The organism is Deltaproteobacteria bacterium, assembly GCA_016235345.1.
Taxonomy (GTDB): domain Bacteria; phylum Desulfobacterota; class Desulfobacteria; order Desulfobacterales; family Desulfatibacillaceae; genus JACRLG01.
Genome location: JACRLG010000005.1, coordinates 15,733 through 42,010, shown reverse-complemented (window position 1 = coordinate 42,010; position 26,278 = coordinate 15,733). Strand labels below are relative to the sequence as shown.

At 59.1% G+C, this 26,278-nt stretch carries 25 protein-coding genes and 1 tRNA gene; 8 read left to right on the top strand and 18 right to left on the bottom strand.

All coding sequences use genetic code 11. From position 1 onward, the window contains the following. Positions 1-4: 4 nt before the first annotated feature. Genes HZB23_02885 through HZB23_02875 form a run of 3 tightly spaced genes read left to right on the top strand, consistent with a single transcriptional unit; the run spans position 5 to position 3,660 of the window. Positions 5-1,849, top strand: a complete 1,845-nt coding sequence (locus HZB23_02885) for a hypothetical protein (GenBank protein MBI5843598.1) — start codon at positions 5-7, stop codon at positions 1,847-1,849. Next, entirely contained in the window at positions 1,849-3,456 is a 1,608-nt protein-coding gene (locus HZB23_02880) for a hypothetical protein (protein ID MBI5843597.1), read from the top strand. The genes HZB23_02885 and HZB23_02880 overlap by 1 nt, the downstream gene beginning before the upstream one ends. A gap of 3 nt (positions 3,457-3,459) precedes the next feature. Then, a complete protein-coding gene (locus tag HZB23_02875; protein ID MBI5843596.1) occupies positions 3,460-3,660 on the top strand; it encodes a hypothetical protein in 201 nt (66 codons plus the stop codon). Between the two features lie 10 nt (positions 3,661-3,670). On the opposite strand, the gene hisA is transcribed toward HZB23_02875, so the two are convergent. From hisA to HZB23_02785, 18 genes are all read right to left on the bottom strand, one after another. Next, complete coding sequence (hisA, locus tag HZB23_02870; GenBank protein ID MBI5843595.1) at positions 3,671-4,408, bottom strand: 1-(5-phosphoribosyl)-5-[(5-phosphoribosylamino)methylideneamino]imidazole-4-carboxamide isomerase; 738 nt, start codon at positions 4,406-4,408, stop codon at positions 3,671-3,673. An 11-nt stretch (positions 4,409-4,419) separates the two neighbouring features. Next, on the bottom strand, positions 4,420-5,109 hold the full coding sequence (locus tag HZB23_02865; GenBank protein MBI5843594.1) for a hypothetical protein: 690 nt from the start codon (positions 5,107-5,109) through the stop codon (positions 4,420-4,422). Position 5,110: 1 nt separating this feature from the next. Next, a complete protein-coding gene (gene hisB, locus HZB23_02860) occupies positions 5,111-5,710 on the bottom strand; it encodes an imidazoleglycerol-phosphate dehydratase HisB (protein ID MBI5843593.1) in 600 nt (199 codons plus the stop codon). Between the two features lie 104 nt (positions 5,711-5,814). Next, the gene (locus HZB23_02855; protein ID MBI5843592.1) at positions 5,815-6,651 is read right to left on the bottom strand and encodes an MBL fold metallo-hydrolase; all 837 of its coding nucleotides are present in this window, start codon (positions 6,649-6,651) and stop codon (positions 5,815-5,817) included. Positions 6,652-6,794: 143 nt separating this feature from the next. Beyond that, positions 6,795-7,055, bottom strand: a complete 261-nt coding sequence (locus HZB23_02850; GenBank protein MBI5843591.1) for a hypothetical protein — start codon at positions 7,053-7,055, stop codon at positions 6,795-6,797. A 46-nt stretch (positions 7,056-7,101) separates the two neighbouring features. After that, a complete protein-coding gene (locus tag HZB23_02845) occupies positions 7,102-7,374 on the bottom strand; it encodes a hypothetical protein (protein ID MBI5843590.1) in 273 nt (90 codons plus the stop codon). Continuing rightward, the gene (locus HZB23_02840) at positions 7,371-7,718 is read right to left on the bottom strand and encodes a cupin domain-containing protein (protein ID MBI5843589.1); all 348 of its coding nucleotides are present in this window, start codon (positions 7,716-7,718) and stop codon (positions 7,371-7,373) included. Before HZB23_02840 ends, HZB23_02845 begins: the two co-directional genes overlap by 4 nt. Positions 7,719-7,767: 49 nt before the next feature. Then, positions 7,768-8,226, bottom strand: coding sequence for a dUTP diphosphatase (gene dut, locus HZB23_02835; GenBank protein ID MBI5843588.1), 459 nt, complete (start codon positions 8,224-8,226; stop codon positions 7,768-7,770). Further along, positions 8,223-9,488, bottom strand: a complete 1,266-nt coding sequence (locus HZB23_02830) for an insulinase family protein (GenBank protein MBI5843587.1) — start codon at positions 9,486-9,488, stop codon at positions 8,223-8,225. The genes dut and HZB23_02830 overlap by 4 nt, the downstream gene beginning before the upstream one ends. After that, a complete protein-coding gene (gene pnp / locus HZB23_02825; protein MBI5843586.1) occupies positions 9,433-11,568 on the bottom strand; it encodes a polyribonucleotide nucleotidyltransferase in 2,136 nt (711 codons plus the stop codon). The genes HZB23_02830 and pnp overlap by 56 nt, the downstream gene beginning before the upstream one ends. 754 nt (positions 11,569-12,322) lie before the next feature. Then, a complete protein-coding gene (gene rpsO / locus HZB23_02820; protein ID MBI5843585.1) occupies positions 12,323-12,592 on the bottom strand; it encodes a 30S ribosomal protein S15 in 270 nt (89 codons plus the stop codon). Then, a complete protein-coding gene (gene truB / locus HZB23_02815; GenBank protein MBI5843584.1) occupies positions 12,576-13,562 on the bottom strand; it encodes a tRNA pseudouridine(55) synthase TruB in 987 nt (328 codons plus the stop codon). Before truB ends, rpsO begins: the two co-directional genes overlap by 17 nt. Before the next feature lie 14 nt (positions 13,563-13,576). After that, entirely contained in the window at positions 13,577-13,942 is a 366-nt protein-coding gene (rbfA, locus tag HZB23_02810) for a 30S ribosome-binding factor RbfA (protein MBI5843583.1), read from the bottom strand. Between the two features lie 167 nt (positions 13,943-14,109). Then, positions 14,110-14,397 (bottom strand): DUF503 domain-containing protein, encoded by a 288-nt coding sequence (locus HZB23_02805; GenBank protein MBI5843582.1) that lies wholly within the window; start codon positions 14,395-14,397, stop codon positions 14,110-14,112. Positions 14,398-14,624: 227 nt separating this feature from the next. Continuing rightward, positions 14,625-17,567, bottom strand: a complete 2,943-nt coding sequence (infB, locus tag HZB23_02800; protein MBI5843581.1) for a translation initiation factor IF-2 — start codon at positions 17,565-17,567, stop codon at positions 14,625-14,627. 160 nt (positions 17,568-17,727) lie between these two features. After that, positions 17,728-19,122, bottom strand: a complete 1,395-nt coding sequence (gene nusA, locus HZB23_02795; GenBank protein MBI5843580.1) for a transcription termination/antitermination protein NusA — start codon at positions 19,120-19,122, stop codon at positions 17,728-17,730. Beyond that, positions 19,123-19,695 carry a ribosome maturation factor RimP gene (locus HZB23_02790; GenBank protein ID MBI5843579.1) on the bottom strand — a complete coding sequence of 191 codons (573 nt, stop codon included), beginning with the start codon at positions 19,693-19,695 and terminating at the stop codon, positions 19,123-19,125. 252 nt (positions 19,696-19,947) lie between these two features. Beyond that, positions 19,948-20,023: transfer RNA gene (locus tag HZB23_02785), tRNA-Gly, on the bottom strand. Positions 20,024-20,418: 395 nt separating this feature from the next. Between HZB23_02785 and pilM the strand changes: the two genes are divergently transcribed. Genes pilM through pilQ form a run of 5 tightly spaced genes read left to right on the top strand, consistent with a single transcriptional unit; the run spans position 20,419 to position 26,247 of the window. Next, positions 20,419-21,477, top strand: a complete 1,059-nt coding sequence (pilM, locus tag HZB23_02780; GenBank protein ID MBI5843578.1) for a type IV pilus assembly protein PilM — start codon at positions 20,419-20,421, stop codon at positions 21,475-21,477. After that, a complete protein-coding gene (locus tag HZB23_02775) occupies positions 21,474-22,133 on the top strand; it encodes a PilN domain-containing protein (GenBank protein MBI5843577.1) in 660 nt (219 codons plus the stop codon). The genes pilM and HZB23_02775 overlap by 4 nt, the downstream gene beginning before the upstream one ends. Continuing rightward, the gene (gene pilO / locus HZB23_02770) at positions 22,130-22,852 is read left to right on the top strand and encodes a type 4a pilus biogenesis protein PilO (protein ID MBI5843576.1); all 723 of its coding nucleotides are present in this window, start codon (positions 22,130-22,132) and stop codon (positions 22,850-22,852) included. The genes HZB23_02775 and pilO overlap by 4 nt, the downstream gene beginning before the upstream one ends. Before the next feature lie 34 nt (positions 22,853-22,886). Continuing rightward, entirely contained in the window at positions 22,887-23,684 is a 798-nt protein-coding gene (locus tag HZB23_02765) for a pilus assembly protein PilP (protein ID MBI5843575.1), read from the top strand. A 4-nt stretch (positions 23,685-23,688) separates the two neighbouring features. Beyond that, positions 23,689-26,247 (top strand): type IV pilus secretin PilQ, encoded by a 2,559-nt coding sequence (gene pilQ, locus HZB23_02760; protein MBI5843574.1) that lies wholly within the window; start codon positions 23,689-23,691, stop codon positions 26,245-26,247. The last annotated feature ends 31 nt before the right edge of the window (positions 26,248-26,278 follow it).

The window sequence follows — 26,278 nt, the reverse complement described above, 5'->3', positions numbered from 1 at the left end:
ACTGATGGCCACAGACAGCAGGACTTCTCCGAAAAAGGACGCCGGGTGGTGCAGGTTCGGGAATCTCGATTCCTTTCTGGGATTTTTGAACGGGCTTGAGCTTTCACACGCAAAGGTTCAGGAAATCAAGAAGTCCACGGCCTTTCTGAAGGACGGCGTCTGGTACTGGCATGCTTCGGAACACGCGGCCCTCTCCCGGATCGAGGACAGGCTGGCCCTTTTTATGGGGAGAACGGCGGATTCCGCCCCTTTGGGATGTTTCGAAAAGAGGGTTGCCGATCTCGTCGCCGAGGTCGGCCCGGTCCGGGAAGAAAGGCCGGGGTTCCTGGAGGAGCCCAGGAACGCGATTCTCTGCTCGGCCATGCACGATGTTTTCGAGAAAATGATCAAAACCATGCCTGCGGCGCTGTCCGGCGGGGCCGGGTCCCATGAGGCCGAAAAGCTCGCCCGCCTCGAGGAACTGGTGAAAAACGCAGCAAGCGGTTTAAGAAGCCGCATTTTCAGCCAGTACCTGCTTTTGATCCCCAAAAATGACATAGGGCCGGAACTAGGCTATCTCTGGAGCCTGGGCATTCGCCACATCATGGCCTGCCCGGTGTCGGAAAAAGCGGGCAGGCCGGAAAATGGTGAGGCCGGAGGCCTTTTCTGGCTCCTGGCCTTCATGGGAAAAAACGGGCAGCCCCCCATCGCCCCCAGAAACAGCGTGCTGTATTATTTTCTTGGTGGGGACGGGCCAAGGGAGGTCTATCTGGCGTGCGGATGGCGCTATCCAACGGGCTGGTGGCGCTGGCTGGCCCCCAGGGAAAAGGGCCTTCGTCTGGCCTCAGGCGGAAAAAGGGACGGGGGCCGGGATTACGACATCGGGGTCACCTCCCTGGAGTTTTTCCCGGTAAGCCGGTTCGTGAGGCCCGATCCCCGCAAAGCCCCGGAAATAGCGCATCTTGCGGAGAACCTCTCCGGTTCGGGCGAGGGCGGCATCCGGGTTTTTCTGGAACTGAAACATGCGCCCGAAAACGTGAAACCGGGGCATGACAAAAAATCCATGCGCGGGCACTCCATCGCGCGTGAAATCAGGATTCTGGAAAACCGGGTTCAATTGCGCAGAACTGACATCAGGGTCCTAAATAAACGCCTGGGCCTTTTGAGGCATGAACTGGCCCTGGTGAAGGGCGAGCGGGACGCCGCGAGCGCCCTGGCCGGTGCCGTTACAGGTGGTGAGACAGCATCGCCCCCCCTCATGATAAGCGTTCACGGGGAAGAAGACGAAAGCCTTACGGAGCTCGTCAGGGACTGCTCCAGGAGGTTCCTGGAAAACACCGGCTATTGCCGTGTGGGGATAATCGGCGCTGACGGGGAGCGCACGGCCTGCCACATCCTGACGCCGCCTTTGCTGATTTCCGGGCGAACCTGGGGGCGGGCTGGCGCGGAAGCCACTGGCGGTTCTTCAACTTATTCCGACAATTACGGCATACTGGGCGCGGGCGGAAGGCTCTTTTACGCCGAGCCCTACTGGAAAATGAAGGGCGCTCTGGTGTTCCTGCCCGAAGGTTTCACGCTTCACCCCCCCTTTGTTTTCGGGGTCGGGGATCCGTCGGATGCCTGCGAAATCATGGGGCCGCTTCTTTGCGGCTGCGAAGAATTTCCGGACAAATCGGCCTGGATTGGGACAGACTGGCAGAGATGGGTTTTCGATCACATTTTCATTATAGCCTCGTCCAAGGACAATAAGCCGGAAATACTGCGGATAAAAAGGGAGGCCATCGTCTCCATGCACGAAGGCCTTCGCTTTCGCGGAAGCGCCGGAGAGGTCCGCTTTGAAAATTGCTCCAACTGCGGGCATCCGGTTTGATGGCCGGGAAATTTTCCAGGAGCCGCGAGGCCACCCCGAAAGTCATCCTGCGGTGTTTCGGACACCTGCCCGAATCCTTGCTGTTCTGGCTTATCGCTTTCATTTTCTTGGTGGTCCTTCTTGTCCTTACCCGTTTTGGGGCGAGCGCGTCATGGGTCGGCTTCATCGCCTGGCTAATCATTTTGCTTGCTTCAAACGAGGCAGGTTTGCGGCTGATTTTTCTGCTGCATCTGAAATCGCCGCCAACAGCCAGGGTCGACGCCTTCATTGCAGCATCGGTTGCCATATACCTCTTGGCCGTTTCAATATTCATCTTCCTCCTCGCCGTATCGCCCGCTAAGTTCGTAATCGCCGGGCGGGCCGGGGCGGCCTGCGCCGCCCTTTTTTTCACAGCCTCAATTTTTCTGATAATTTTCAGGATCATATATACCGGTATCACGGTCACCCGCCTCCATACCCAGGGCCGCCCGCTCTTCGGCCTGGCCGTCCGTTTCCTGGCAAGGGGCCTTGTGCCTTTAAGCGGACGCCTTCCGGCTCTGCGCTGGTGGGACCAAAGCGGGGGCCGAATCCGGGCCGTTTTTGAAGGGGGCGGAAAGAACCGCTTGCAGGAGGTTTTTCTCCGGCTTTTCATGGCCGGGCGATATACGGCCTTTGACGAGGCCGTTGCGGCCCATTTCGCCCATCGCGCACATCAGGCGCTTCTGGATGGCATTCTTTCCCCGGAAGCGCCTTCGGAGGCTGACGCCGAAAACCGGAGGCAGTTCCTTCTCGCCCTTGGCAACTCGCTCCTTTTTTTATGTTTTCTGGAAGAGGAAAAGGCCAAAAGGGAGGCGTCAGGGCGGGATCGAGCCCAAAAGGCCCGGACCGCGCCGCCCCAGGGAAAGCGGCGCCTGCGCAGCATTAATGAGCGGCCCATGTCGGCGTCGGATTTGAACGCCTTTTTCGTTTACGCCTACCTGGACACCTGGATGGAGCTTATAAGGCGAGATCCGGGCCAAAGTCTTTCATCAGATGAAAATTTCATACTGGCCCATCTCGGATTTTCGCCCTACCGCGACCTGTGGGATATCGAACACGATTACGACCCTGAAAACGATAACGGCTTCAACAACGCTCACCTTTACCGTATGGCCGTCGATTACCGGAAGATAGCTAGACTGGACGCGGATTCCGCCGGCCCGGGGGACATACTTGCGGCAAACGCGAGCCTTGTGTCGGAAATCGTGGGCCTTTCGGGAGCGCTTGATTCCGGCGCTTCCGATGTGCGCGGGCTGTGCCTTGAACACGAGGCGGAGTTTCTCGCTTCCGCGCTTTTATTGCGGGCGGGCGCTTATGACCGCCGCCGGTTTTTGAAGATGGCGGAGGAATGGGATATGGTGGCAAGCCTGCCGGAGGATGTCCTGTGGATGGCCGCCCACTTCTCAAGGCGCCTGGAAGAGCCAGCGGAACCCGGCTCCCCTTACCGGAAAAGGCTCAGGGCAAAAACCGGGTTCCTGGAAAAAAGGGCCTTGTGCGCAGCCCTTGGAAACGGCCTTTCCATAGGCTTTGTGCCGGGTTACGTAAAATGGAAGCCAACGGTCGCGGCAGGACGGAAAAGGGAGGGCTGAAAAATGGGGCTGAAAGGGCTTGATCCGGCGGAATCTTGGCCTTCTCCGCCTGGATATCCCGTAAGCGGGCTTGACGAGGTTCTGCGCCGGGTGCGCGGTAAAAGGGAGGGACTGCCCCTAAGCCTCGTGAAACCTGCGGCAATTTTGAGTTTCGCCCTAACCCTTGTACTGGCCGCCGCCTTCACGGCTTTCCGGCTTTTTTGAAACCGGCGGATTACGAGGCCGGATTTTTTCCGGCCAGTGCTATGGCCTCAGGCAGGGACAGGGTCTTGGCGTAAAGGGCCCGGCCCGTTATCACCCCGGTCACGCCCAGTTTTTCCAGGGGAAGAAGCGCCTCAATGTCATCGATCACCGAAACCCCGCCAGAGGCCACCACCGGAAAGGGGCTCTTGCGGGCGAAATCGGCGGTGGCGGTGAGGTTCACGCCGGTCTGCATGCCGTCGCGCGCGATATCGGTGAAATGAACAGCCGCCACGGGCAGGCCCTGGAAGCGAAGGGCCAGGTCAATGGCGGAAAGGGCGGTGGTCTCGGTCCAGCCCTCCACCGCCACCATTCCGTTTTTGGCGTCTATTCCAAGCACCAGCCGCCCCGGATGCGCCAGGGCCGCAGCCTTCACCCATTCCGGGTTTTTCACGGCCTCGGTGCCCACAACCACCCGGTCCACCCCAAGGGAAATCCAGCGGTCGAAGATTTCCCGGTTGCGCACGCCCCCGCCTACGCTTACCGGAACGCTAACGGTTTTCAGAATTTTTTCCACCGCAAGAGCGTTTCTTGGGCTTTTTTCGAAAGCGCCGTCCAGGTCCACAACGTGGAGCCGTGCTGCTCCCAAGTCCTGCCAGTGAAGGGCCATGGCCGAAGGATCGTCGCCGTAAACCGTCTCCGCGTCGGCCCGTCCCTGGGAAAGCCTGACGCACCTGCCGTGCCGTATATCAACTGCTGGTATGATTATCATCTGCCTGCCGTTTACTGTTTTGCCGGGCCAATAGGCCTGGGAAAGCCTTCGAGTTTTTTCGTGAGCGCGTCTTTGGCGAAGTCCGAAACCGTGACCCAGGTTCCGCGACGCTTCAGAAAGGAGGACATGTCCAGAAGGTTGTCCGAAAGGGGCTTCTGGGCCTCGTCGAACCGGGCGCTCCACAGCACCGCGCCGTCCGCCACACGTATGAGCGCCGCGTCGAAGGCGGCGGACGCAGCCTTTTCCGCCGAATAATTGGCCCCCACCCGCTCCTCCAGGCGATAGACACAACCGATGATCACGCCGTCAGCTCCGGACTTGCGGCCCATTTCAAGGGCGAGGTCCCGCTCGGACATGCTCTTTTTGGAAGCCACGGCCAGGGACCGGGCACCCTCGGCGTCGTCGGAGGCGCTCACCGTGTAGCCAAGAGCGGCCACTTGGGCAATGAGGGTCCGGGATAGTTCATCCGAAACGCCCTCGGCCACGGGGCCGGTGGTGAAAACACCGCCCGTTACGGGGGAGCGCACGGTCTGGCCCGGCCCGTGCAGGGCGGACATGTCGACAAAGGGTGTCACCAGAACGGTGTTCATTCCGGGGAGCGTCCTTGGCGGCGTTGCGGCAGGCGTGGCGCAGGAGGCAGCCAGGAGCGCAAGAAAGGCCATGAACACCGCGATTGCGGGGTATTTTTCGGCTCGCGTCATTTTACAGGACTCCTTTGCTGGAGAGAACCCCACGCACCCGTTCGTCCCTTGTGAAGGCTTTCGCCAGAGCCCGGCCAAAGGCCTTGAACACGGCCTCTATCCTGTGATGGTCGTTTTTTCCGTAAAGCACCCTAAGGTGGAGGGTGATCCCCGCCCTGTGCGCCAGGGCCCGGAAGAACTCCTCGAAAAGCTGGGTGTCGAAGCCGCCTATCAGCGGGCTTCCGAAGGCTGCGTCGAAGACCAGGAAGGGACGGCGGCTAAGGTCCACCACAGCCTCGGCCAGGGCCTCGTCCATGGGGACTTTCGCCTCGCCGTAGCGGGCAAGGTTCTCGCCCTTGTCCAGGAACCGGGAAAGGATGTCGCCCAAAACTATGCCCACGTCCTCCACGGTGTGGTGATAGTCCACTCCGGTGTCGCCCGTGGCGGTGACGGCAAGGTCGAACCGTCCGTGAACCGCGAAAAGGGTCAGCATGTGATCGAGAAATCCTATGCTGGTCTCCACCTCGGCCCTGCCCTCACCGTAAAGGCTTAGGGCGGCCTTCACGCTGGTTTCGCGGGTCTTTCGCTCAAGCTCTATGAATCCGGGCGCAGAAGTATCCATGATGGTCCAATCCTTGGGTTCGGGAACGGGTCACATCTTCTGATTACACCAAAGTGGCGGGAAAGGCAACCGGCGGGACGAAGCCGGGAAAAAAAGCGGCGGGTTCACTGATATAGCATTATCAACGGACCGGGACGGTCCTGGCTGGCGGCGGAAAGGTGGGCCTTATGCCCCGAAAGGGCCGGGGCCACGGCGGAAAGGGCGGTTTCCGGGGTGTTGTTGGTCTCGGACAAGTGGCAGAGCACCACGTGGCTGGTGGCGGGGCAAAGTACGCGGCCAAGAAGGTCGCGGGAATCCTGGTTGGAAAGGTGCCCGGTGCGGCCCTTTACGCGCTGCTTCAGGTGCCAGGGGTAGGGGCCGTCCTGAAGCATTTGCGGGTCGTGGTTGGATTCCAATAAAAGCGCCCGGCAGCCCGAAAGATGATGGGCAACGAGGTTGGTGGCCACGCCCAGGTCCGTGGCGAGACCGATTTTAACCCCTGCCCCGGTTATGGTGAAGCCCGTGGGGTCGGCTGCATCGTGGCTGGTGGAAAACGGGCAGACGGAAAGAGAGCCTATCTCGAAGGTCTTTCCGGGCGAAAAATGTGAAAGGCCCGCCGGTTTTTTCACCACCGCAGACGCGGCCCTGAAGGTCTTTTCCGTGGCAAGGACCCTTATGCCAAAGCGCCTTGAAAGCACCCCCACCGCCTGCTGATGGTCTGTGTGCTCGTGGGAGAGCACCAGGGCCGTGAGGCTTTGGGGGCAAAGGCCCCGCGCCGCCATTCTGGCCTCGATCTCCTTTCCCGAAAGCCCCGCGTCGAAAAGAACGCTGGTGGCCCCATCTGAAATCCAGATGGCGTTTCCCCTGCTTCCCGAAGCCAGCACGCATACCGAAAGCGCGGCTGGAGGGGCCTGGGGTTCGACATCCGTGGGACAATCGGGCGAAGACGGGCGTTTTTTCACTTTTTCATGCACCTGATGAAATTGAAAAATCGGGATTGGGCTGAACGCCTACAAGATGTATTTTACGGTTTCGAAACCTCAATATGCAGTAGAACCCACTGGATGTCAAGACTTCTTGAAGGCTTGGGGGGCTTGCGCCAGAGTCACTCGTCGTCGTCTTCGAGGAAGTTCGCCATGTAAAAGCAGATAAAGGACATGATCCCAAGGGAAAACTGGATGCCGAGCATTCGGCCTTTTCCATCCACGACCCAGAAAGCCGCCGCGCGAAGGATTCTTTCAAGGTCCGAGGAATAATGGAGGGGTTCGGGCAGAAGCGTGAAATAAATGAAGTCACGGATCAGAAAAGGCCAGAGAAGGCCTGCTGAAAAAAAAGCCACACCTAAAAGGGCGAACAGGGTTCTCATGTATGTTTCAATATTTCCTTGAACAGCGATGAGCCCCCACCCGAAGTCAGGATTCCTGATCCGAACTGTCACCGATAAGATGGGCGAGAAAAAAGCACCCGACGGATATGGCGAAAAGGGCCGCCCGCGCCCCTATCATGCGCCATGTACCCTGAAACATCCATGCCGCGAATTCCTGCATGGCCGAAGCGTTCGCCGGAGACGGCGGGGAAGAAAGGTGCTGGTCCAAAAGCGCCAGCAGAATATGGTTCCACATGAAGGCCATGACAATGGCGGTAAGTCCGAGAACCGTGAAGGCGATTTTTAAGAGGTCCCTCATTTTCCGCCGCCCTTGTTGTCAAAATGGAGGGCCAGCCATACCGTGTCGTTTTCGGGGTCTGTCCATAAAACCCTGTGGCGGCGATGGGCGGGTATCAGGACCCAGTCGCCGGACGACATGGTTCGCGGCTCATCCTCGCCTTCAAACAAAATTTCCGCGTTTCCCGAAACCAGCATCACCCACTCGTCATTGTCCTGGTCATACCAGAAACCGGGCGGGGAGGCGTGGCCCTTCGAGACTATGCGTTCGAGCTTAAACCCCGCTCGAAGCAGAAGAGACTCGACGAATTCATCCGGGAGGTTTTCCGGGACTTCGGCGAATATGTTTTTTACCGGGGTTTTCAAGGATGTTTCCCATGATGCAGAATCTGTTTTACTGCCGACTGCCCATCGCTCACTTTCTCCCGGTGTGGCCGAAGCCTCCGTCCATGCGGTCCGTGGAGTCCAGAGAGTCTGTTTCGGAGAATTCGGCGGCGATCACCCGGCCAACCACAAGCTGGGCCACCCGGTCTCCCCGGCGGATGACATGGGGGGTGCGGGAAAGGTTTATGAGGGCTATCATCACCTCGCCCCGGTAGTCGGAATCCACGGTGCCGGGCGCGTTCACCACGGTCACGCCGTGCCTGGCCGCAAGGCCGCTTCTGGGGCGTACCTGGACCTCGAAGCCAAGCGGCACGGCCATGGCGAAGCCCGTGGGGATCATGGAGATTTCGCCGGGTTGGATGGTGATATCTCCTGCCACCGCAGCAGCCGCGTCCATACCGGAAGCCCCTTCGGTCATACGGCGGGGAAGGGGAATGTCTGAATCGCTTTCCGGGCGCAGCCTAAGAATCGGTATGACGGGCGCGTTCATGCGTGCAGGACCCCCGCGTAGTCGCAGGCCGGGTCCACCGGCCCAAGGATGGCCAGGGCCGCCCTTTCCGGGTCCAGAATCTGGGCCGCCAGTTCGAGCACGTCTTCGGCGGTCACCTTGGATATCATTTCGGCGATTTCCATTAAAGGGACGTGGCGGCCGAAGTGGACCTCGTTCTGGATCAGGCGGATCATCTGGCTGTCCGTACTCTCGGATGAGAGGAAAACGCCGGCCATGATGTAGTCCCTGGCCTGGGAAAGCTCTTTTTCGGAAACGGGCTTTTCCACAAAGGCCCTCATGCCGTCCCTTACGAGCGACAGGGTTTCCTCCACGTCGTCCGGGTTCACCCCTGCGTAGATCGCAAGCATTCCCGAATCCGCGCAGGGCGACACCCACGAATAGACCGAGTAGGCAAGCCCCCGGCGTTCGCGTATCTCCTGGAACAGGCGCGAGCTCATGTTGCCGCCCAGAAGGGTATTCAAGATGTAAAGGGCGTGGCGGCGCTCGTCGGTGGAGGAAAGGGCCGGGGTGGCCAGGCAGAGATGGACCTGCTCCAGGTCCTTTTCCCTTATGTCGGTGCCCGCGAGGGGCTGGGGCGGCGAGCGCCGGGCGGGCGCTTCTCCCGGCTCGATGGCCGCGAAACCGGGCATGGCCGCTTCCAGGAAGGCGTCGTGGTCAAGGTTTCCTGCGGCGGCGATGATGATGTTGTCTGGAAAGTACCAGTCGGAAAGATGTTTTTTCAGGGAGTCCCGGTCCAGCCGCGCGAGGCTGTCTTCCGTCCCCAGGATGGAGCGGCCCAGGGGGTGCTTCCCGTAAAAGGCCCTTCCCATCATGAGCTGAAGATAGTCTTCGGGGGTGTCCTCCAGCATGTGGATTTCCTGGAGTATCACGTCCCGCTCCCGGTCCAGCTCAACGGGGTCGAACACGGAATTCAAAAAAATGTCCGAGAGAATCCCCATCAGCCTGCCGGACAGGGAGTCCAGCACCTTGCCGTGGTAGCAGGTGTGCTCCATGCCGGTGAAGGCGTTGGTGTGGCCGCCAAGGGCGTCGGTTTCAACGGCGATGTCGTAGGCGGAGCGCGTGGGCGTCCCCTTGAAGACCATGTGCTCGATGAAATGACCTGCGCCTGCGTTCGACTCGGATTCGTCCCGCGCGCCCGCCTCGACCCAAACTCCTGCCGAGACGGAGCGCACGTGGGGCATTTTTTTAGTTAGGATTCGGATTCCGTTGGGGAGTCTCGTTTTTCGGATTGCCTTTTCCATCAGCTTCTTCCAAAAGCGCCCGGCGGCTCAAGCGGATCTTGCCGTCCTTGGTGAGTTCCAGAACCTTGACCCTGATCTTGTCGCCTTCCTTGACCACGTCGGTGGTTTTCTTGACGTGCTGGGTGTCAAGCTGGCTTATGTGGCACAGGCCCTCGGTGTTGCCGATGATCTGGACAAAGGCCCCGAAATCCGTGGTGCGCGTCACAGTGCCCTCGTAGATTTCGCCAACTTCGGGCTCTGCGGTGATGGCCTTTATCATGCGAACCGCGCGCTCGCCGTCTGCGGCGATTACTGCGGCCACCTTCACAAGCCCGGTGTCCTCGATATCCACCTTGGTGCCGGTCTCGGCCTGGATGGCGCGGATGACCTTGCCTCCGGGGCCTATCACTTCGCGGATCTTGTCCGGGTGAATTTTGATGGTGAAGACCCTGGGCGCGTGCACGGAAAGCTCGGCCCGGGTGCCGCTTATGGCCTCGTTCATCTTGGAAAGGATGTGCAGGCGTCCCTGGCGGGCCTGCTCAAGGGCCTTTTCCAGGACCGCGCGGGAGAGGCTTTCGATCTTGATGTCCATCTGAACCGAGGTGATGCCGTCCCGGGTTCCGGCCACCTTGAAGTCCATGTCGCCGTGGTGGTCCTCGTCTCCCAGGATGTCCGAAAGCACCGCCACCTTGGCGCCTTCCTGCATGAGCCCCATTGCTATTCCTGCGACCGGGCTCTTTATGGGAACGCCGCCGTCCATGAGCGCAAGGGAGGCCGCGCACACGGTGGCCATGGAGGATGAACCGTTGGACTCAAGTATTTCACTGACGATTCTGATGGTGTAATCGAAGACCTCTTTTTCGGGCAGCACTTCCCTGATGGCCCTGGTGGAAAGGCCGCCGTGGCCGAGTTCCCTGCGGCTGGGGCCGCCCAAGCGCTTGACCTCCCGCACCGAGTAGGGCGGGAAATTGTAGTGCAGCATAAAGGGGCGGCTTTCGTCGCCGGAGAGGGTCTCGACCCTCTGCTCGTCGCCTGCGGAGCCTAAGGTGAGAACGCCCAGGGCCTGGGTTTCGCCGCGAGTGAAAAGGGCGGAACCGTGGGTGCGGGGCAGAACGCCGACTTCGGCGGTGATGGCCCGGACCTCTTCCATGCCGCGCCCGGCGATGCGCAAACCATCGTTCAGAACCATGTTGCGCACCACTTCTCGCAACAGATCGTGCATGATCTCGCTTACTTCCTTGCCCCGGCTCGCGTAATCCTCGCCCAGGGAGGCCATTACTTCCTTGCCTAAGGCGCGGATGGTGTCGGCCCGGACGAGCTTATCCGGTATGTCGCAGGCGGCGCGAAGCCTGCCAGCGGCCATTTCCTTGACCTTGTTCCAAAGTTCCTCGTCCTTGGCAGGCGGATTGAACTGCCTTTTGGCGACTCCCACTGTCTTTATAAGGTCAAGCTGTATGCCGATAATGGCCTGGATGGCCTCCTGGCCGAAGTAGACGGCGTCGGTGACCTCGGCTTCGGAAAGGAACTTTCCGCCGCCTTCGACCATCACTATCCCGTCCTTGCTTCCGGCCACGGTGATGTTCAAGTCGCATTCGGGAATCTGGGCAAGGGTGGGGTTTATTATGAGCTGGCCGTCTATTCTGCCCACCCGGACGCTGGCCACCGGGCCGTTGAAGGGGATGTCGGAAATGCACAGGGCCGCCGAAGCGCCCACCAGGGCCAGGGTGTCCGGGTCGTTTTCCTGGTCCATGGAAAGGACCGTGGCGATCACCTGGACCTCCTGCATGTAGCCCTTGGGGAAAAGGGGGCGGATGGGGCGGTCCACCTGCCTTGCGGTCAGGGTTTCCTTTTCGGATGGGCGGCCTACTTCGCGCCTGAAGTAGTTGCCGGGAATGCGTCCTGCCGCGTAGACCTTTTCCTGGTATTCCACCGTAAGGGGGAAAAAGTCGCCGGGGCGGTCCTCGTTCGAGGCCACCGCAGTGACCAGGACCATGGTTTCGCCGTAGGTCACCACGACGCTGCCGTTGGCCTGCCTGGCGATTTTGCCCGTCTGGATGGAAAGGGTCTTGCCTCCAACCTGGGCCTCTAATGTGACTTGCATGAATTTCTCCTGGATGATGCCGTAAAAAGCGTGAAGACTCGATGTTCTGCTTTGGCGGGCTTCATCACGATGTGTGTGTAAAAAACCGAGCCGTTAGCGGGAAAAGATTGATGGCATGACACCTATGACGTTAAATCCCGCCTAAAGGAGCGGACTCGCACGCTCCGGCAGGGGCATTTACACAGACATCAGATTTGATGAGTCCGTAAAAAGCCTCACAAGGTTTTCTCAACACCTTGATTGTGTATTAGGGGCTGTTTCCAAAAAAAATTTTTGCAAACGGTAGCGCCTTTATCCCCGCCGACTTTGCCAACGCTCCTTGTGGAATACGTTAAGTATTCCTCAGTCACGCGCCTTGTCGTCGGGGCGAATTCGCTTGCCTCGGTGCCACAAATTTTTTTTTGGAAACAGCCCCTAATGAAATACCTCGACCATAATATATTGTATCATGGTCTGACACAAGGAGGCTTTTTTCAGGATACTCATTGGCCTGTCATGGCCCCGTCCAAAACACCCGGTCCATGACAGGAAGAGTTGTTTGCGCCGTGCACGAAAACCGGTGAAGCAAGACCCTGCATCGTCTTCTTCTCCAGAGGGCTTTAAAAATCCCTAACAAGACGCGATACGGCAGGCAGCCTGAAAACGATGAGCTGCAAGGCGCGCGAAAAAAGAATGAGGGAGCGTACGCTTTTGTACGTGACCGAATTCTTTTTGAAGCGCAACACAGCAGATCACGTTTTCAGGCTGCCTGATGTTACTTGCGGATGCCCAGTGATTCGATAATGGTCCTGTAGCGAAACACATCCTTGCTCTTCAAGTAATTGAGCAGGCGGCGGCGCTGGCCGACCAGCTTCAAAAGGCCACGGCGTGAGTGATGATCCTTCTTGTGGGTCTTGAAGTGCTCCGTAAGATAGATGATTCGATCCGTCAGAAGCGCGACCTGAACCTCCGGCGAGCCGGTGTCTCCGTCATGGCGCTTGTACGTTTCGATGGTGTTTTTCTTGTCGTCAGGGGTGAGAACCACTTTGCCTTGCCTCCTTTTGATTTCGTGTTTCCGAATGGTTGAAACGGCGCTTTCTGTCGGCGGCGGCGGCGTCGGGTCCGACAAGAACGCATGAATAACTGAAAAAAGTTCCCTCCGGATCGGCCGATATGACGGCCAGAAGCCGTCCCGCTTCATCCGTGATCTTGATATTGCCGGTCATCGCCCCGGCCTCGCCCGGCAGGTCCTGGCGCGTGAGTTTGCGGCCCGTCATGACGGCCTGCGTGAGGGCCGCGTCCGCCCGAACCTGTGGCATGAAACGAAGGGCCGCATTCATGCCCGTAACCCGCGTGTGTAGCTGGCCATCCGCGATCAGCCGGGAAAGTTCCTCCAGGCTGATGGCATCGTTTAAGGTGAAGCCGCTGTTTTCCGTGCGCCTCAGGCGGGCGAGGTGAGCGCCGACCCCAAGGTCGCGGCCTATGTCTGAGACCAGGGCCCTCACGTAGGTTCCGCCGGAACACCGGGTGAAGAACGAAACGCGGGGAAGGTCGATCCTTTTTACTGAAAGCTCGTGAATCGTGACCGTGCGCGCCGGTTTCTGAACCGGGGTGCCTGCGCGGGCCAGCTTGTAGAGGGGTACGCCCTCGTGTTTCAAGGCCGAATACACAGGCGGCTCCTGGCTGATGACGCCCCTGTACCGGGAAAATGCCTCCTCTATTGCTGCGTTTGAAACGCTTACGTCCTCCACCTGTCGGATCACCCGTCCGGTGGGGTCCTGGGTGTCGGTTTCAACCCCTAAGAGCATCTCGCCTTCGTAGCCCTTGTCGCCGTGCAGGAAAAACGACGCCAGCCTGGTGGCGCGGTTTAAGCAGCACACAAGAACCCCGGTGGCGAAGGGGTCAAGGGTGCCGGTGTGACCAACCTTGGCGGCCCTGGTGGCCCGTTTGACCGTGGCCACCACCTGGGCGGAGGTCATTCCGACAGGCTTGTCTATTGCGATTATTCCGTCCATCAGCGAGCGAGGCGTTAAACCTCGTTTTCGGGTTTCTCCTGTGCGATGCCGCGTATCACTTCGTCAATCTTGCGCCCGTATTCCAGGGACTCGTCGTAGTTGAAAAAAAGCCCCGGCATGTAGCGAAGACCTAAAACCGCCGCAAGTTCGCGCTTTATGAAGCCGCCCGCCTTCTTGAAGCCCTCCTGGGCCTCCTTTCTGGCGTTAGGCCGGTCCGACACGCAAAAGTAGATGCGCGCGGTTGCAAGATCATCGGACACCTTGACCCCGGTTATCGTCACTCCGGCGATTCTGGGGTCCTGAATCTTTTTCAAGAGCGTGGTGGAAAGCTCCTCATGAATCAGGGCTTCAACCCGCTTGGCTCTCGGATAATTTCTCATATCGCCTTGTGCGCCCGTCTAAAAACGCGAATTGACAGTGCCCGCGCTTCAAAGCCAATTCCGTCACGTACATTTAGTACGCTTACTCATTGGCTTTTCGCACTTCTTGCACTTCATCGTTTTTAATCAGGCTTCGCATTCTGCCTTTTCAAGCGGACTGTTACAAATCAAAGAGTCATTACTTCCATGTCGGTATCGATGATTTCGGCAACCATCATTTCCTCCACGAAGTTCACTATCATGTCCAGCTTCGAGTCGGCCAGGGCGTGGTCGTTGGTCACCAGGGCCACGCCTATCACCGCTTTTTGCAGGATGTCGTTGGATCCGACCTCGGCAGCCGAGACGTTGAAATGGCTGCAAATACGACCGATGACGGATTTCACCACCTTGCGCTTGCCCTTCAAATCATGGTTTTCGGGAAGCCGGAGGACGATGGTCCCGAACCCCACCACCATGCTGGTTTCGTCTTTCCGCCTCGACATGACGCCCCGCTTTCACCAAAGGCAGTTCGCGTTTTTAACGGGCCGGTTTTACCTGCCTGTTGAAAAAGGCGTGATGTGAAGCCTGGATAAAAACGATGAAATGCAAGGCGCGCTAAAAGCCAATGAGTAAGCGTACTGAAAGTACGTGACGGAATTGGCTTTTGAGCGCAACACAGCAGTTCGCGTTTTTAGACAGGCTGCTACTGCTCGAAGACCGGTTTTATCTCCTCTATATAATAGAACTCCATGACGTCGCCTTCCTTGATGTCGTTGAAGTTCTCGATGCCTATGCCGCACTCGTAGCCCGCCGCGACTTCCTTGGCGTCGTCCTTGACGCGTTTCAGGGAGGCCACCTTGCCGTCGTAGACCACAACGCCGTCGCGCAGAAGCCGGAGCTTCCTGTTGCGCTCGGCCTTGCCGTCGGTGACGTAGCAGCCCGCGATGGTTCCGATCTTGGGAATGGTGAAGGTCTTCCTTATTTCGACGTGCCCGGAAACGTGCTCCTGGTAGGTGGGCTTCATGAGCCCTACTATGGCGTCCTTCACGTCGGATATGGCGTTGTAGATGATGTCGTAGAAGCGTATGTCAACGCCCTCGGAGGTGGCGAACTCGGCCACCTTGGCGTTGGGCCTGACGTTGAAGGAGATGATAATGGCCCCGGAAACCGCCGCAAGGCTTACGTCCGATTCGCTCACAGCTCCCGTTCCGGCGTGAATGGTGACTATGCGGACCTCTTCGCCCGACAGTTTTTCCAAAGATTCCCGCAAAGCCTCGATGGAGCCCTGGACGTCGGCCTTGATGATGAGCTTCAAGTCCTTGGTTTCGCCTTCCTTGAGATGCGCGAAGAGGTTTTCCAGGGTGGGCCTTGCGATGCGCGCAAGATCGGCGGTGCGCAGTTTCATGGCCCTGTGCATGGCCACCTGCTTGGCGTTCTTTTCCGTATCCACCGCCACCAGCTCGTCGCCCGCAAAGGGTACGCCGGAAAGGCCAAGAATTTCAACCGGGTAGGACGGCCCTGCCTCGGTTATCATCTCGCCCCGGTCGCTGGTCATGGCCTTCAGTTTCCCGTAATGGGCCCCGCAGACCACTGCGTCGCCGGTCTTTAAGGTGCCTTCCCGTATCAGGATGGTGGCCACCGGGCCGCGTCCCGGATCCATGCGGGCCTCCACAACGTGGCCCACGGCGGGCCTTTGGGCGTCGGCGGTGAGTTCCAGGACTTCGGCCTGGATCAGGATCATTTCCAGAAGGGTGTCGATGCCCGTCTGGGCCTTGGCCGAAACCTTCACGAAAATGGTGTCGCCGCCCCATTCCTCCGACTGGAGGCCGTGGTTGGCGAGCTCCCGCATGACGCGTTCCGGGTCTGCCCCCTGCTTGTCCATCTTGTTGACTGCCACGATTATGGGGACCTTGGCGTCCTTGGCGTGGTGCACGGCCTCGATGGTCTGGGGCATGACGCCGTCGTCGGCGGCCACAACCAGAACCACAATGTCGGTTACCTTCGCGCCCCTGGCCCTCATCTGGGTGAATGCCTCGTGGCCGGGGGTGTCCAGGAAGGTCACCCTGCCGCGTTCCGTTTCCACGGTGTAAGCGCCGATGTGCTGGGTGATGCCGCCCGCTTCCGTGTCGGTGACGCGGGTCTTTCTGATGACGTCCAGAAGCGAGGTCTTGCCGTGGTCGACGTGGCCCATGATGGTTACCACCGGCGGGCGGTGAACCAGGTTTTCGGGCACGACGGCCTGGATGTTCAAAACGGCGTCTTCCTCAAAGGCGGCCCTTTCAACCTCGTAATCGAACTCCGTCGCCAGAAGGGCTGCCGTGTCGTAGTCGATGCTCTGGTTCAGGGTGGCCGGGGTTCCCATGATGAGGAGCTTCTTGATGAGTTCCGAAGCCTTAATGCCCATGCGCTTGGCAAGGTCGGACACCACTATGTTGTCGTCCACGCGAAGGCGGCGCTTGATGGCCTTGGAAACCGTGGGAAGCGGCTTTTTGGGTTTCATGGCGGCCCTGCCGCCCTTTCCGCCCTTCCTGCCCCTTACGTTCTCCTGGTCATACAGGGCGGCTCCTTCCACGACTTCACGCTTACGGAAGGAAATCTTCTTCTTGAGAAAACGCGGATCGGCTTCGGGAGTCTCGTCTTCCTTGCGCTTTACGGTCTTCTTTTTCTTCTTGTCCCGTTCGGCGGCGGCTGCCGCCGCTGCCTGGGAAGCAGGGTCGTCCCGCTTGACGGCGGGAGGCGGGGCTGTGGCCGGTCTTGGCGGATAGTGCCTTGCCGGGCGCTGCTCGGCGGCCGTTGCTGGAAGAGTGGGCTTTACCGGGGCGTCCGGCAGCTTGATGATCCGGGCAGCGGTTTCCTTCTTCTTTTTCTTCTTCTGGATTATGGGCTGGCCCGGTCGTCCCGCCTCACCCTTGTCGGAGGACGCTTCTGCGCCGGACTCGGTTTCCTGGGCGGATGTTTCCTCCTGTGAGTCAGGGCCGGATTCTTCCTCGAAAACCGGCTCCTGGGCCGGGGCGGCTTCCACGGAGGGCTTTTCGGGTTCTTCCTTAACCGGGGCCGATGCTTCGGTCGCAGGCGGAGCTGCGGCTTGGGCCGGTTCCGGCTCTTCGGCCTTCGGGGCAAGAACGGGAGGAGCGGCCGGTTTGATGATTTTGGCCTTCTCGACCTTTGGGGAAGCCTTCGGAGCCGGAGCGCCGGACGCACCGGAGACGGCTTCCTGGGATTCCGCAACGGAATCGCCCGCGCCATCGGTCGCTTCCGGGGCTGATCCGGCGAAAGTCGGCGATTCGGACGAAGAAGGACCTGAAACGGCTTCCGGCTGCGTTCCGTCGGCCCCCTCCTCTTCCCCTGCGGGAGGGGCCTGGGGGGCGGAAGCCGCGTCCTGCTCAGGTTCGGGCGCTGTGCTCACAGGCTCTTCCGTCTTCTTGCGGCGGCGGATGACCTTGTCGCTGATCCGTTTTTCCTCCACGTTGGCGTGGGGCTTGGCGGTCAGGTGGGCCTTGATCCTGGCTGTGGATTCCTCGTCCAGCACGGTCATGTGCGGGGTTTGGAGATTGACCGGGATATTGAGTCCCTGGAGCTTTTCAAGAAGCTCCCTGTTGGTCATGTTGAGCAGTGAGGCAAGTTCGTGAACTTTGGTCTTCGCCATCCATTTATCCTTGGCGTTTCGGTGACCGGCGCCATGCCCGGTCCGTCCCCCTTACTGGAGACGGTCGGGGCGGAGACACTTCCTGTCAACCCGTAAAAAAACGATATGCTTCAGTGTCTTGCTTAAAATCAGGTTTTTTTTCCCGCTCAAGCGGCTTACGCTAATCATCGGCCGTTTCGTCTTTGGTCGAGGCGGCTGCGACGTCGCGTTCCGTGTCTTCCTCTTTTTCTTCGTTGGATTCCTGTGCGCCTTCTTCGGGAGACTGTTCAGGTGCGCTTTCTTCCGGCGCATTATCCTGTTCGCCTTCCGCCGCAGGCGGGTTTTCCGAAAGGTACCGCCCGGCGGCCTCCATGAGGGCGTCCACCTTTTCCCGGTCCATTCCCTTGATGGTCAGAAGATCGTCTATGGAAGCCTTGGCAAGCTCCTCCAGGGAGTAGAACCCCTTTTCGTAAAGGGCGTCGGCCAGGGTGACGCTGACGTCTGGCAGGGCCAGGAGCGAGTTGTAGCCGTCCTGCATGGCCCTGGTGAACCTGGTCTCGCTTTTGACGTCCAGGTGCCAGCCGGTGAGCTTGCTGGCCAGGCGGACGTTCTGGCCCTTCTTGCCAATGGCCACGGAGAGGAACTCATCGGGAACGATGACTTCCATGGCGTGGTTTTCATCATCTATTATGACGCGGGAAATCTGGGCTGGGGCCAGGGCGTTGCACACGAACTTGGCCGAGTCTGCGTGCCAGGGGACGATGTCGATCTTCTCGCCCCGAAGCTCGTGAACCACGTTCTGCACCCTGCTTCCCCTCATGCCCACGCAGGCGCCCACGGCGTCCACGTCGGAATCGGAGGACGCCACCGCGATCTTGGCCCTTACACCCGGCTCCCTGGCCGCAGCCATTATGCTCACGATGCCCTCGCTGATTTCGGGCACCTCGGCCTTGAACAGGCTGATGAGGAAGTTGGGGTGGGTGCGGGAAAGGATCACCTGGGGGCCCTTGCCCTCAAGGGAAACGTCCACGATATAGGCCCGGACCCGGTCTCCACGCTTGTAAAGCTCGCGGGGCACCTGCTCCCTGACCGAAAGCACGCCTTCGGTGGTTCCGAGGTTAACGATCAGGTCGCCGCGCTCCGAGCGAAGCACTATACCGTTCAAAATCTCGCCCTTGCGGTCGATGAAGTTCTTGTAGACGGCGTCGCGTTCGGCTTCCTTCATCTTCTGTATGATGACCTGCTTGGCGGACTGGGCCGCTATGCGCCCGAAGGTGGTGGCGTCCATCTTGACGCCAAGCTCGTCGCCGTCCACGCATTCCGGGTCGAGAGCCAGGGCCTCTTTTAAAGAGATTTCCATGTCCGGGTTGGTGACCACCTCGGCCACGGTCTTGTACTGGAAAATCTCGATTTCCCCGGTGTCCTCGTTGTGGCGCACGTCGAGTTCGGCCTTGGGTCCGAGCTTCTTGCGGGCGGCTGACTGCAAGGCCTCCTTCAAGGTGGAGACAAGGATGCCCTTTTCAATGCCTTTGTCCCTGCTTACCTGCTCGATGACTCGCCCGATTTCGCTCAGCATTTATCCTCTCCGTACCGAAGGCGCAAGTTTCGCCCTCGCGATGGCCGAAATGGGGATGGCCGTTGTCTTGTTGTCAACCATTAGGGTCAGGACTCCGTTCCCGGCTTCGACGATGGATCCGGTGAATCTCGCCCGGCCTTCCAGCTTCATCCTGGTCCTGACCTCGGCCCTCTCGCCCGCGAACTTTTTGAAATGCTCCTCGGTGACCAGGGGCCGGTCCTCGCCGGGTGATGACACTTCAAGACGATATGAAGCATCCGTGGTGAAATAAACGTCCAGAAGATCGCCCAGGTGCCGCGAGGCAAAGGCGCAGTCATCCAGGCTCACGCCTCCGGGCCTGTCCACGTAGATGCGCAGGACCCGGCCCTGGCTCTCGCCCCGGTATTGGACCGCGACAAGCTCCAGCCCTTCGGCTGCAAGGGCCGGGGCGACGATCCCGGTCAGTTCGCCCTCCATGCGGGCAAGGGCGTTTTCGCGCTCCTCGCCTTTTTCCGGCAGGTTCCCTACACGGGGCGCGGCCTTTTTGGCCTTGTCGGTTTTTATCTTTTTGGTGCCGTTTTTCACGGTTTCCATACAGAAAGCTGGTTCGCGCCAAAAAACAAAAAACGGGCATAAACGCCCGTTTCCCCCTGCGCGACAAAATTGTCAGGCAAAAGAACGCCACCGAACAACGTTGGCGAGGTCAGTTCCGCATCAGCAGCAAAAGACGCCCCGAAACGGTGGCGGAGGCGAGCCGCAAAATGGGAAACAGGCAAAACCGGTTAACCGGTCGGAAAAAACGAAGCACGGAAACCCATGACACATGGTCCGCATCAATATATTGCCTGGAGCGGGCAACGAGATTCGAACTCGCGACTCCGAGCTTGGGAAGCTCGTACTCTACCAACTGAGTTATGCCCGCACGTGGCACATCGGCGGATTTATATTATCGGAGGGACTGCGTTGTCAAGATCATATTTTGGCATGGTGTGGGATTTGCTTCGATTTCATGTGAATGTACTCACATTTCCGATGCTTGGGATTGTAATGCGGCAAAACGTTATGGTATGGGAAAGATAAAGGCATGACAGGCAATTCAATAGTGCAATAGCACCTAATCTCCATAAAATGCTTGACTTTCGCAACACAGATGGGTAAAGGTGCAGAATCGGCTACAATAAATGCCGGGTGTCCTTTATCCCGACCGAATTTTTGATTCCAGTACATTCCCTTTGACCGGGCGCTTTTTGCCCGGATGCGAGGGGAGCCTTGCCGCAGGCCTGTCCGGCGGCCATCTCATCCGGCGAGTGGAACGACATGGCGCTATTCAAAAAAAGTGACAGTTTGATAGGCTTGGACATCGGGTCGGGGTCCATCAAGGTCGCCCAGATCATCGAGAAAAAACCGGGTGTCCGAAGCCTGTTCCGGTTCGGAATGATGGATATGCCCCAGGGGGCCATAGAGGACGGCCTCATCAAGGACCCGGAGGCGGTGGCTCAGGCGATCAAGGACCTTTGCGTCAGTTACAACATCAAGGAGCCGAACGCCGCCATCTCCATATCCGGCCACTCCGTCATCGTAAAAAACATTTCAGTGGCCAAAATGACCGAGGAGGCCATGCAGGAAAATCTCCAGGTCGAGGCCGAGCAGTACCTGCCCTTCGATGTCAAGGACGTCTATATGGATTTTCACATAATAGGCGACGTCGAGGGCAAGGATGACCAGATGAACGTGGTCCTCGTTGCAGCAAAGAAGGACCTTATCGATGATTATGTTAGCGCAGCCGAACTTGCCGGTCTCAATCCCTGCATCATGGACGTTGACGCATTCGCCCTCCAGAACATCTACGAGATCACCACAGAAAAGACCGACGAAATAGTAGCCCTGGTGGATATCGGCGCCACCAAGACCAACGTGAACATAGTCAAGAACAACAAGAGCGTTCTCATCCGCGACGTATCCATGGGCGGGGCCCAGATCACCCAGGAAATAATGTCCCACGGAGGCTGCACCTTCGAGGAGGCGGAAAACTGGAAGATCAGGGCGGAGGAAGCCAAGATGGACGCCGAGGAGATGAACGACATCATCGCCCTGGCGTCCGCCCGCTGGTGCGAGGAAATCCGTCCCGCCATAGACTTCTTTTATTCCATCAACGAGGAACGGCCCGAAAGGCTTCTCCTTTCAGGCGGCGGAGGGCTCGTCACCGGTTTTCGGGAGATGCTCGCCGCAGAAACCGGCATTCCCGTCGAGGTCATGAATCCGTTCAAGTCGTTGCAGGTGAACGACGAGCAGTTTGACACATCCTACCTGAAGCGCATAGGCTCCCAGGCTTCCATCTGCCTTGGTCTCGCGCTGAGGAAAGTGGCCGACAAATGATCCGGATCAATCTGCTTCCGTTTCGGGCCGCCCGCAAGCAGGAGAACGTCAAGCGACAGGTGACGGTCTTTATCCTGGCGTTTATCTTGTCCGTGGTGGCGTTGTTCGGGGTGCACATCTGGGCTGGCGGCGTGGTGGGCGGCCTTCAGGACAGGAAGGGCGACACCGAACTCAAGCTGGCCAAGGTGCAGAAACAGGCCGAGGAAGTCAACGCCATGAAGGCTCACCTGGCGATGGTGGAAAAGCGCCTGGACGTCATAAAGACGCTAATGGCCGACCGCGCCTACCCCGTGAAACTGCTCGACCACATGACCCAATGGACGGTTCCCGACCGGATGTGGCTGTCTTCCCTTGAGAGCACCAAGGAGAAGCTCGTCATTTCGGGAATCGCCGTGGACGAGAACACGGTCTCCGTCTTTCACAAGCGCCTTGAGAATTCAACCCAGTTCACGGTGGTGAGCCTGGACCGGATGGATAAGGCCAGCAAGTTTCCCGGAATGACATTCCAGGAATTCTTCCTTACCTGCTACAAGCCGGTTCCGGTTGAGGAAGCCAAGCCCGATGCGGCTGCGCCAGGAGCGCCCGGAGCGCCCGGAGCCAAACCCCCCGAGGCCGGAGCGAAACCCGCTGAGGCCGGAAAGGAGGGCGGCAAATGAAAAAAAAGATCGAAGCTCCGCCACCCTCCACCGATGGCGCCCTAGACAAGATCGTAAACCGGGTCTCCCAGTTCACCAAGGTCCAGAGGATACTCATCTGCGTGGCCATGTTCCTGGCCGTGACGGCCCTGTTCGCCAATTTCTCCTTCAAGCCGAAGTATGAGGATTACACCCGGCTGAACACTGAACTTGCCGAACTTGAGACAAAGTTGAACGAATACCAGAAGGTGGCGACTCTTCTTGAAGAGGTGCGCAAAAAGAAGGAAGAGGCCGAGGTCAAGTACAAGAAGGGGCTGAGGCTTCTGCCCGACCAGGAGGAGATTCCGGAGCTTCTGGACGGTGTCGCCAAGATCGGCAAGGATGTCAACGTTGGCATAACGAGCTTCAGGCCCGGCGAAAAGACGACAGGCGCTGAACTGTATGCGATCAAGCCTTTGAACATTGAAATCGCCGGTTCATACCATAATATTGCGCTGTTTTTCGATCGTCTCGCCAAGCTGTTCCGAATAGTTACCCTTTTGGAATTCAAATTGGAGCCGGCCAAGCGTTCGACCCAGGTCGGCGCTGATTCCGATCTGCTTGCGGCCACCATGAAGGCCAATGCTTACGTATTCGTGGAGAACAAACCGAGCGAACCAAAGGAAGGCGGCCAGGCCGCCGGAACCGATCAAGGCAAAGAGGCAGCCACGAAGGCCGATGAAAACGCGAAGCCAAAATAGCCCAGAGCGGCGGACCGCCGGATTAATCGGCGCAATGGCGGCCCTTTTGGTTCTGGTGTTCAGCGCGGGCTGTTCGGATGAGCCGCCCGCGCCGACGCCCGAAGCACCCAAGGGGCCCACGGCGGTGCGCATCAAGATCAAGATGGCTCCTTTTCCGGGCGAGGGCGTTCCCATGCTCGCTTCGGGAGCCACAGCACCGGCCATTCCAATGGAGGCAACCCCGGTTGCGGTTGCGGCGCTGCCAACTGCGCTGACGCCGGCCACTGCGGTCGCCGCTGCCGGCGGAGCCACGCCGCTTGTGGCCGGAGCCGAGGGAATGGGCCTCTCCCCTTCAACCGCCTTTGCAGAAGCGGGCTCCTTTTCCCCCGGAATGCGAATCGGCGGGGGGGCTGGGCTGTCCGGGCTGGCCGATGCGGACCTGGAGCTTGCGTATTCCTACAATCCGGCTGGAAAGGTCGATCCTTTCAAGCCGTTTGTGAGGGAAACGGCGGATGGGACCAAGGTCAGCGAGGGCGCGGGCGCAGAAGAACTGCCGCCGCTTCCTCCAGGCTCGCCGCCTCCGATTCTGCCGGATTACGACTGGAGACAGCTCAAGCTGGTGGCGGTTGTTACCAAATCTACGGGCGGAGCCCCGGTGGCGATGGTGGAGGACCCTACAACCAAAAAGGGCTACTCCATCACCAAGGGTGTCCGGCTTGGCAGGACGAACGCACTGGTGACGGAGATATCCTTGGATTCCGTTATCGTGGAAGAAATGGTGAAGGATTACGTGACGGGGGAATGGCAGAGCCGTCCCCAGACAATATCAGTCAAAAAGACGGCCGGGGATTAAGGATATGAAGCGAACAAGGGAGAGGCTTTTCGTTTCCGCCGCGTGGGTTGTCGCCGTGATTTTCGTCGGCGTAATGGGTTGTGCGGGACACAAGGACGCTGAAACTGCGTCGCAGACCGCCGGGCCCGAACCTGTGGCGTCCGCCTCCGCGCCGGAGGCAGCCGCGCCTTTGGGCACATCGCCCGCAGCGTCGGCTCCAGCCCTTAACGTCGAAGCCGACAAGGCCTTGCAGACAACCAGGGCCATCACGTCGGTAACGGTGGAGGACACGGCGGACGGCGCTTTGATCACAGTGAAGGGAAGCGGTCCGCTCACCTACACTGCGGTCAAGTCTCCGTTCTATCAGGGAATAGACCTTTATTTCCCTGAAACGTCCGCAGCGGGCGTGCCCAAGGAGCCGGGGGTTAAAAGCGAACTGGTGAGGCGCGTGGGAATCACCCAGGCCAACGGCGGTTCGCGTCCTTCAGTCAAGGTGGAGATAGGCCTGTTGCAGGATGCAGCCTTCACGCCCAGACAGGAGGGCAACAACCTTGTTGTGGCTCTCAAGGCCCTGGGCGCTGCGCCTGAAACCGCACCAGCCCAGCCTTCCGCCTTGAAGTCGGAGACGGCTGCGGCTCCTCCCCCGGAGCCAAAGGCCTCCTCAGGCAAGGCGGCCCCGGCAAAGGCCGCTGCACCTGTCGCCAGGGCTGCGGCTCCCCGCACCTACAAGGCGGGCGGAGAGGCTTACCTGCAGAGGGCGCGCCTGAAACAGGTCGATTTCATAACCGAGGACAGGGGCCGGTCGGTTGTCAAGGTTTCAACCACAAGCCCGGTTGATTACACCCTGGAAAAGGCGGGAGCCAGGAGGCTTCTTCTCAAGCTGCCCGGAGTGTTCATTCCCAAAGAGCAGCAGCGCCCCCTCATTACCACCCGCTTTGAATCGGCGGCTGACCGGATCGCGCCCATCATGCGCCGTGACGGCGTGGCCACCGTTTCCATAGAGCTCCGGGAGATGGTTCCTTACCGGGTTGACAGGGACAAGGACACCATCCTGATCCACCTGGACGCCTCACGCGTTCCGCCTCGTCCCCTTTCGGACGCGGGGCTTCCCGACTGGGAGGCCGTGCTTCAGGACTCCGCTCCCGATTCCGATGTTGCGGGCGGAGAGGACCAGGCCAAGGCCCAGGCAGCCGGGTCAATGGACATTTTCGATACGAGCCGCTCCTCGGACGCACCCATGCATTTCAAGGGCGAGCGCATCGCGCTTGATTTTTTCAAGACAGACATCAAAAACGTCTTCCGCATTTTAAAGGAGGTATCCGGCCTCAATTTCGCAATAGACCGCGACGTTGAGGGCGAGGTCACCCTTTCCCTGGACAAGCCCGTTCCCTGGGACCAGGTGTTGTTCCTCATCCTTCAGATGAACAATCTCGAGGCTGTGAAGGTCGGTGATATCATCCGTATAGCGCCCAGGGCCACCCTGGACGAGGCGCGCAAGGCCGAACTCGAAAAGGTCGAGGCGGAAACCAAGAAGAAGCAGATGGAGCAGGCGTCAGCAGTGGTTTCGGAATTCCACAAGAAGAGCCAGGCTCCTGAGCGGCTGACCTACATACCCATCAACTACGCCAAGTGCAAGGAAGTCACGGAGCATCTCCAGAGCATCATGGAGGACAAGCCCATCCTGTCCCAGGACGGCATGAGGGTTGAAACCACCCAGGTGAAGCGCTTCACCAATGTCAGGTGCGACGAGCGCACCAACACCATACTGATCCGCGACAGCGACGACGACATCACTGCGGCCCAGGACATGGTTTCAAACTTGGACAAGCCGACGCCCCAGGTGATGATCGAGGCCAGGATCGTTGAAGCCACCACCACCTTTTCCAGGGAAATCGGAGTGGGATGGGACGGCGAAGCGGGAGTACAGCCCGGGGACGCCAAGGCAGGCGTCGGGCCGCAGCGGGGCTACGACACCCTTGGCGGAACCTACGGATACAACTGGGCGGTCAACTATCCCCTCACTTCAGCTCTCTACGGCACGGCGGGCATCAACTTCACCCGCCTGATGGGCTTGAGCCAGCTCACCCTGAACGCCACCCTTTCAGCCCAGGAGAGCAGAGGGAACGTGCGCATAGTATCGTCTCCCAAGGTGCTTACCCTGGACAACAAGAAGGCCACCATAAAGCAGGGGCTTGAGTACCCCATAGCCAAGCTGGACGATTCGGGAAACACCACCATAGAATATCATCCGGTCGATCTTCTGCTTGAGGTTACGCCCCACGTGACGGCTGATCGGAGAATCACGCTTTCGATTCATACGACAAAGAACGACCTCGGTGAAGTCTATGCCGGCGAGCAGTCCTTCAACACCAAGGAAGCCACCACAGATCTTCTCCTGAACGACGGGGACACCGTCGTCATAGGCGGAGTGATAAAGACAGATCGGCGGGAGTCCATGACCGGAGTCCCCTGGTTCAACAAGCTTCCGGTTGTCGGCTGGCTTTTCAAGACCGACAACGACACAGAGAACAGGGAAGAACTGTTGATTTTCATCACGCCCCGCATTGTGGACGTGGAAAGGTAAAACTACGCCGTTTTTCGGGCGTGAGGGTTAA

Bases quoted from the DNA above. Each gene is read 5' to 3' on its own strand.
- HZB23_02850 (MBI5843591.1), bottom strand. From the start codon at position 7,055: ATGAGAACCCTGTTCGCCCTTTTAGGTGTGGCTTTTTTTTCAGCAGGC.
- hisA (MBI5843595.1), bottom strand. From the start codon at position 4,408: ATGATAATCATACCAGCAGTTGATATACGGCACGGCAGGTGCGTCAGG.
- pilM (MBI5843578.1), top strand. From the start codon at position 20,419: ATGGCGCTATTCAAAAAAAGTGACAGTTTGATAGGCTTGGACATCGGG.
- truB (MBI5843584.1), bottom strand. From the start codon at position 13,562: ATGGACGGAATAATCGCAATAGACAAGCCTGTCGGAATGACCTCCGCC.
- HZB23_02845 (MBI5843590.1), bottom strand. From the start codon at position 7,374: ATGAGGGACCTCTTAAAAATCGCCTTCACGGTTCTCGGACTTACCGCC.
- HZB23_02830 (MBI5843587.1), bottom strand. From the start codon at position 9,488: ATGGAAAAGGCAATCCGAAAAACGAGACTCCCCAACGGAATCCGAATC.
- HZB23_02775 (MBI5843577.1), top strand. From the start codon at position 21,474: ATGATCCGGATCAATCTGCTTCCGTTTCGGGCCGCCCGCAAGCAGGAG.
- pilQ (MBI5843574.1), top strand. From the start codon at position 23,689: ATGAAGCGAACAAGGGAGAGGCTTTTCGTTTCCGCCGCGTGGGTTGTC.
- infB (MBI5843581.1), bottom strand. From the start codon at position 17,567: ATGGCGAAGACCAAAGTTCACGAACTTGCCTCACTGCTCAACATGACC.
- HZB23_02790 (MBI5843579.1), bottom strand. From the start codon at position 19,695: ATGGAAACCGTGAAAAACGGCACCAAAAAGATAAAAACCGACAAGGCC.
- HZB23_02865 (MBI5843594.1), bottom strand. From the start codon at position 5,109: ATGACGCGAGCCGAAAAATACCCCGCAATCGCGGTGTTCATGGCCTTT.
- nusA (MBI5843580.1), bottom strand. From the start codon at position 19,122: ATGCTGAGCGAAATCGGGCGAGTCATCGAGCAGGTAAGCAGGGACAAA.
- HZB23_02875 (MBI5843596.1), top strand. From the start codon at position 3,460: ATGGGGCTGAAAGGGCTTGATCCGGCGGAATCTTGGCCTTCTCCGCCT.
- dut (MBI5843588.1), bottom strand. From the start codon at position 8,226: ATGAACGCGCCCGTCATACCGATTCTTAGGCTGCGCCCGGAAAGCGAT.
- HZB23_02885 (MBI5843598.1), top strand. From the start codon at position 5: ATGGCCACAGACAGCAGGACTTCTCCGAAAAAGGACGCCGGGTGGTGC.
- HZB23_02805 (MBI5843582.1), bottom strand. From the start codon at position 14,397: ATGGTGGTGGGGTTCGGGACCATCGTCCTCCGGCTTCCCGAAAACCAT.
- rbfA (MBI5843583.1), bottom strand. From the start codon at position 13,942: ATGAGAAATTATCCGAGAGCCAAGCGGGTTGAAGCCCTGATTCATGAG.
- hisB (MBI5843593.1), bottom strand. From the start codon at position 5,710: ATGGATACTTCTGCGCCCGGATTCATAGAGCTTGAGCGAAAGACCCGC.
- HZB23_02880 (MBI5843597.1), top strand. From the start codon at position 1,849: ATGGCCGGGAAATTTTCCAGGAGCCGCGAGGCCACCCCGAAAGTCATC.
- HZB23_02765 (MBI5843575.1), top strand. From the start codon at position 22,887: ATGGCGGCCCTTTTGGTTCTGGTGTTCAGCGCGGGCTGTTCGGATGAG.
- pilO (MBI5843576.1), top strand. From the start codon at position 22,130: ATGAAAAAAAAGATCGAAGCTCCGCCACCCTCCACCGATGGCGCCCTA.
- pnp (MBI5843586.1), bottom strand. From the start codon at position 11,568: ATGCAAGTCACATTAGAGGCCCAGGTTGGAGGCAAGACCCTTTCCATC.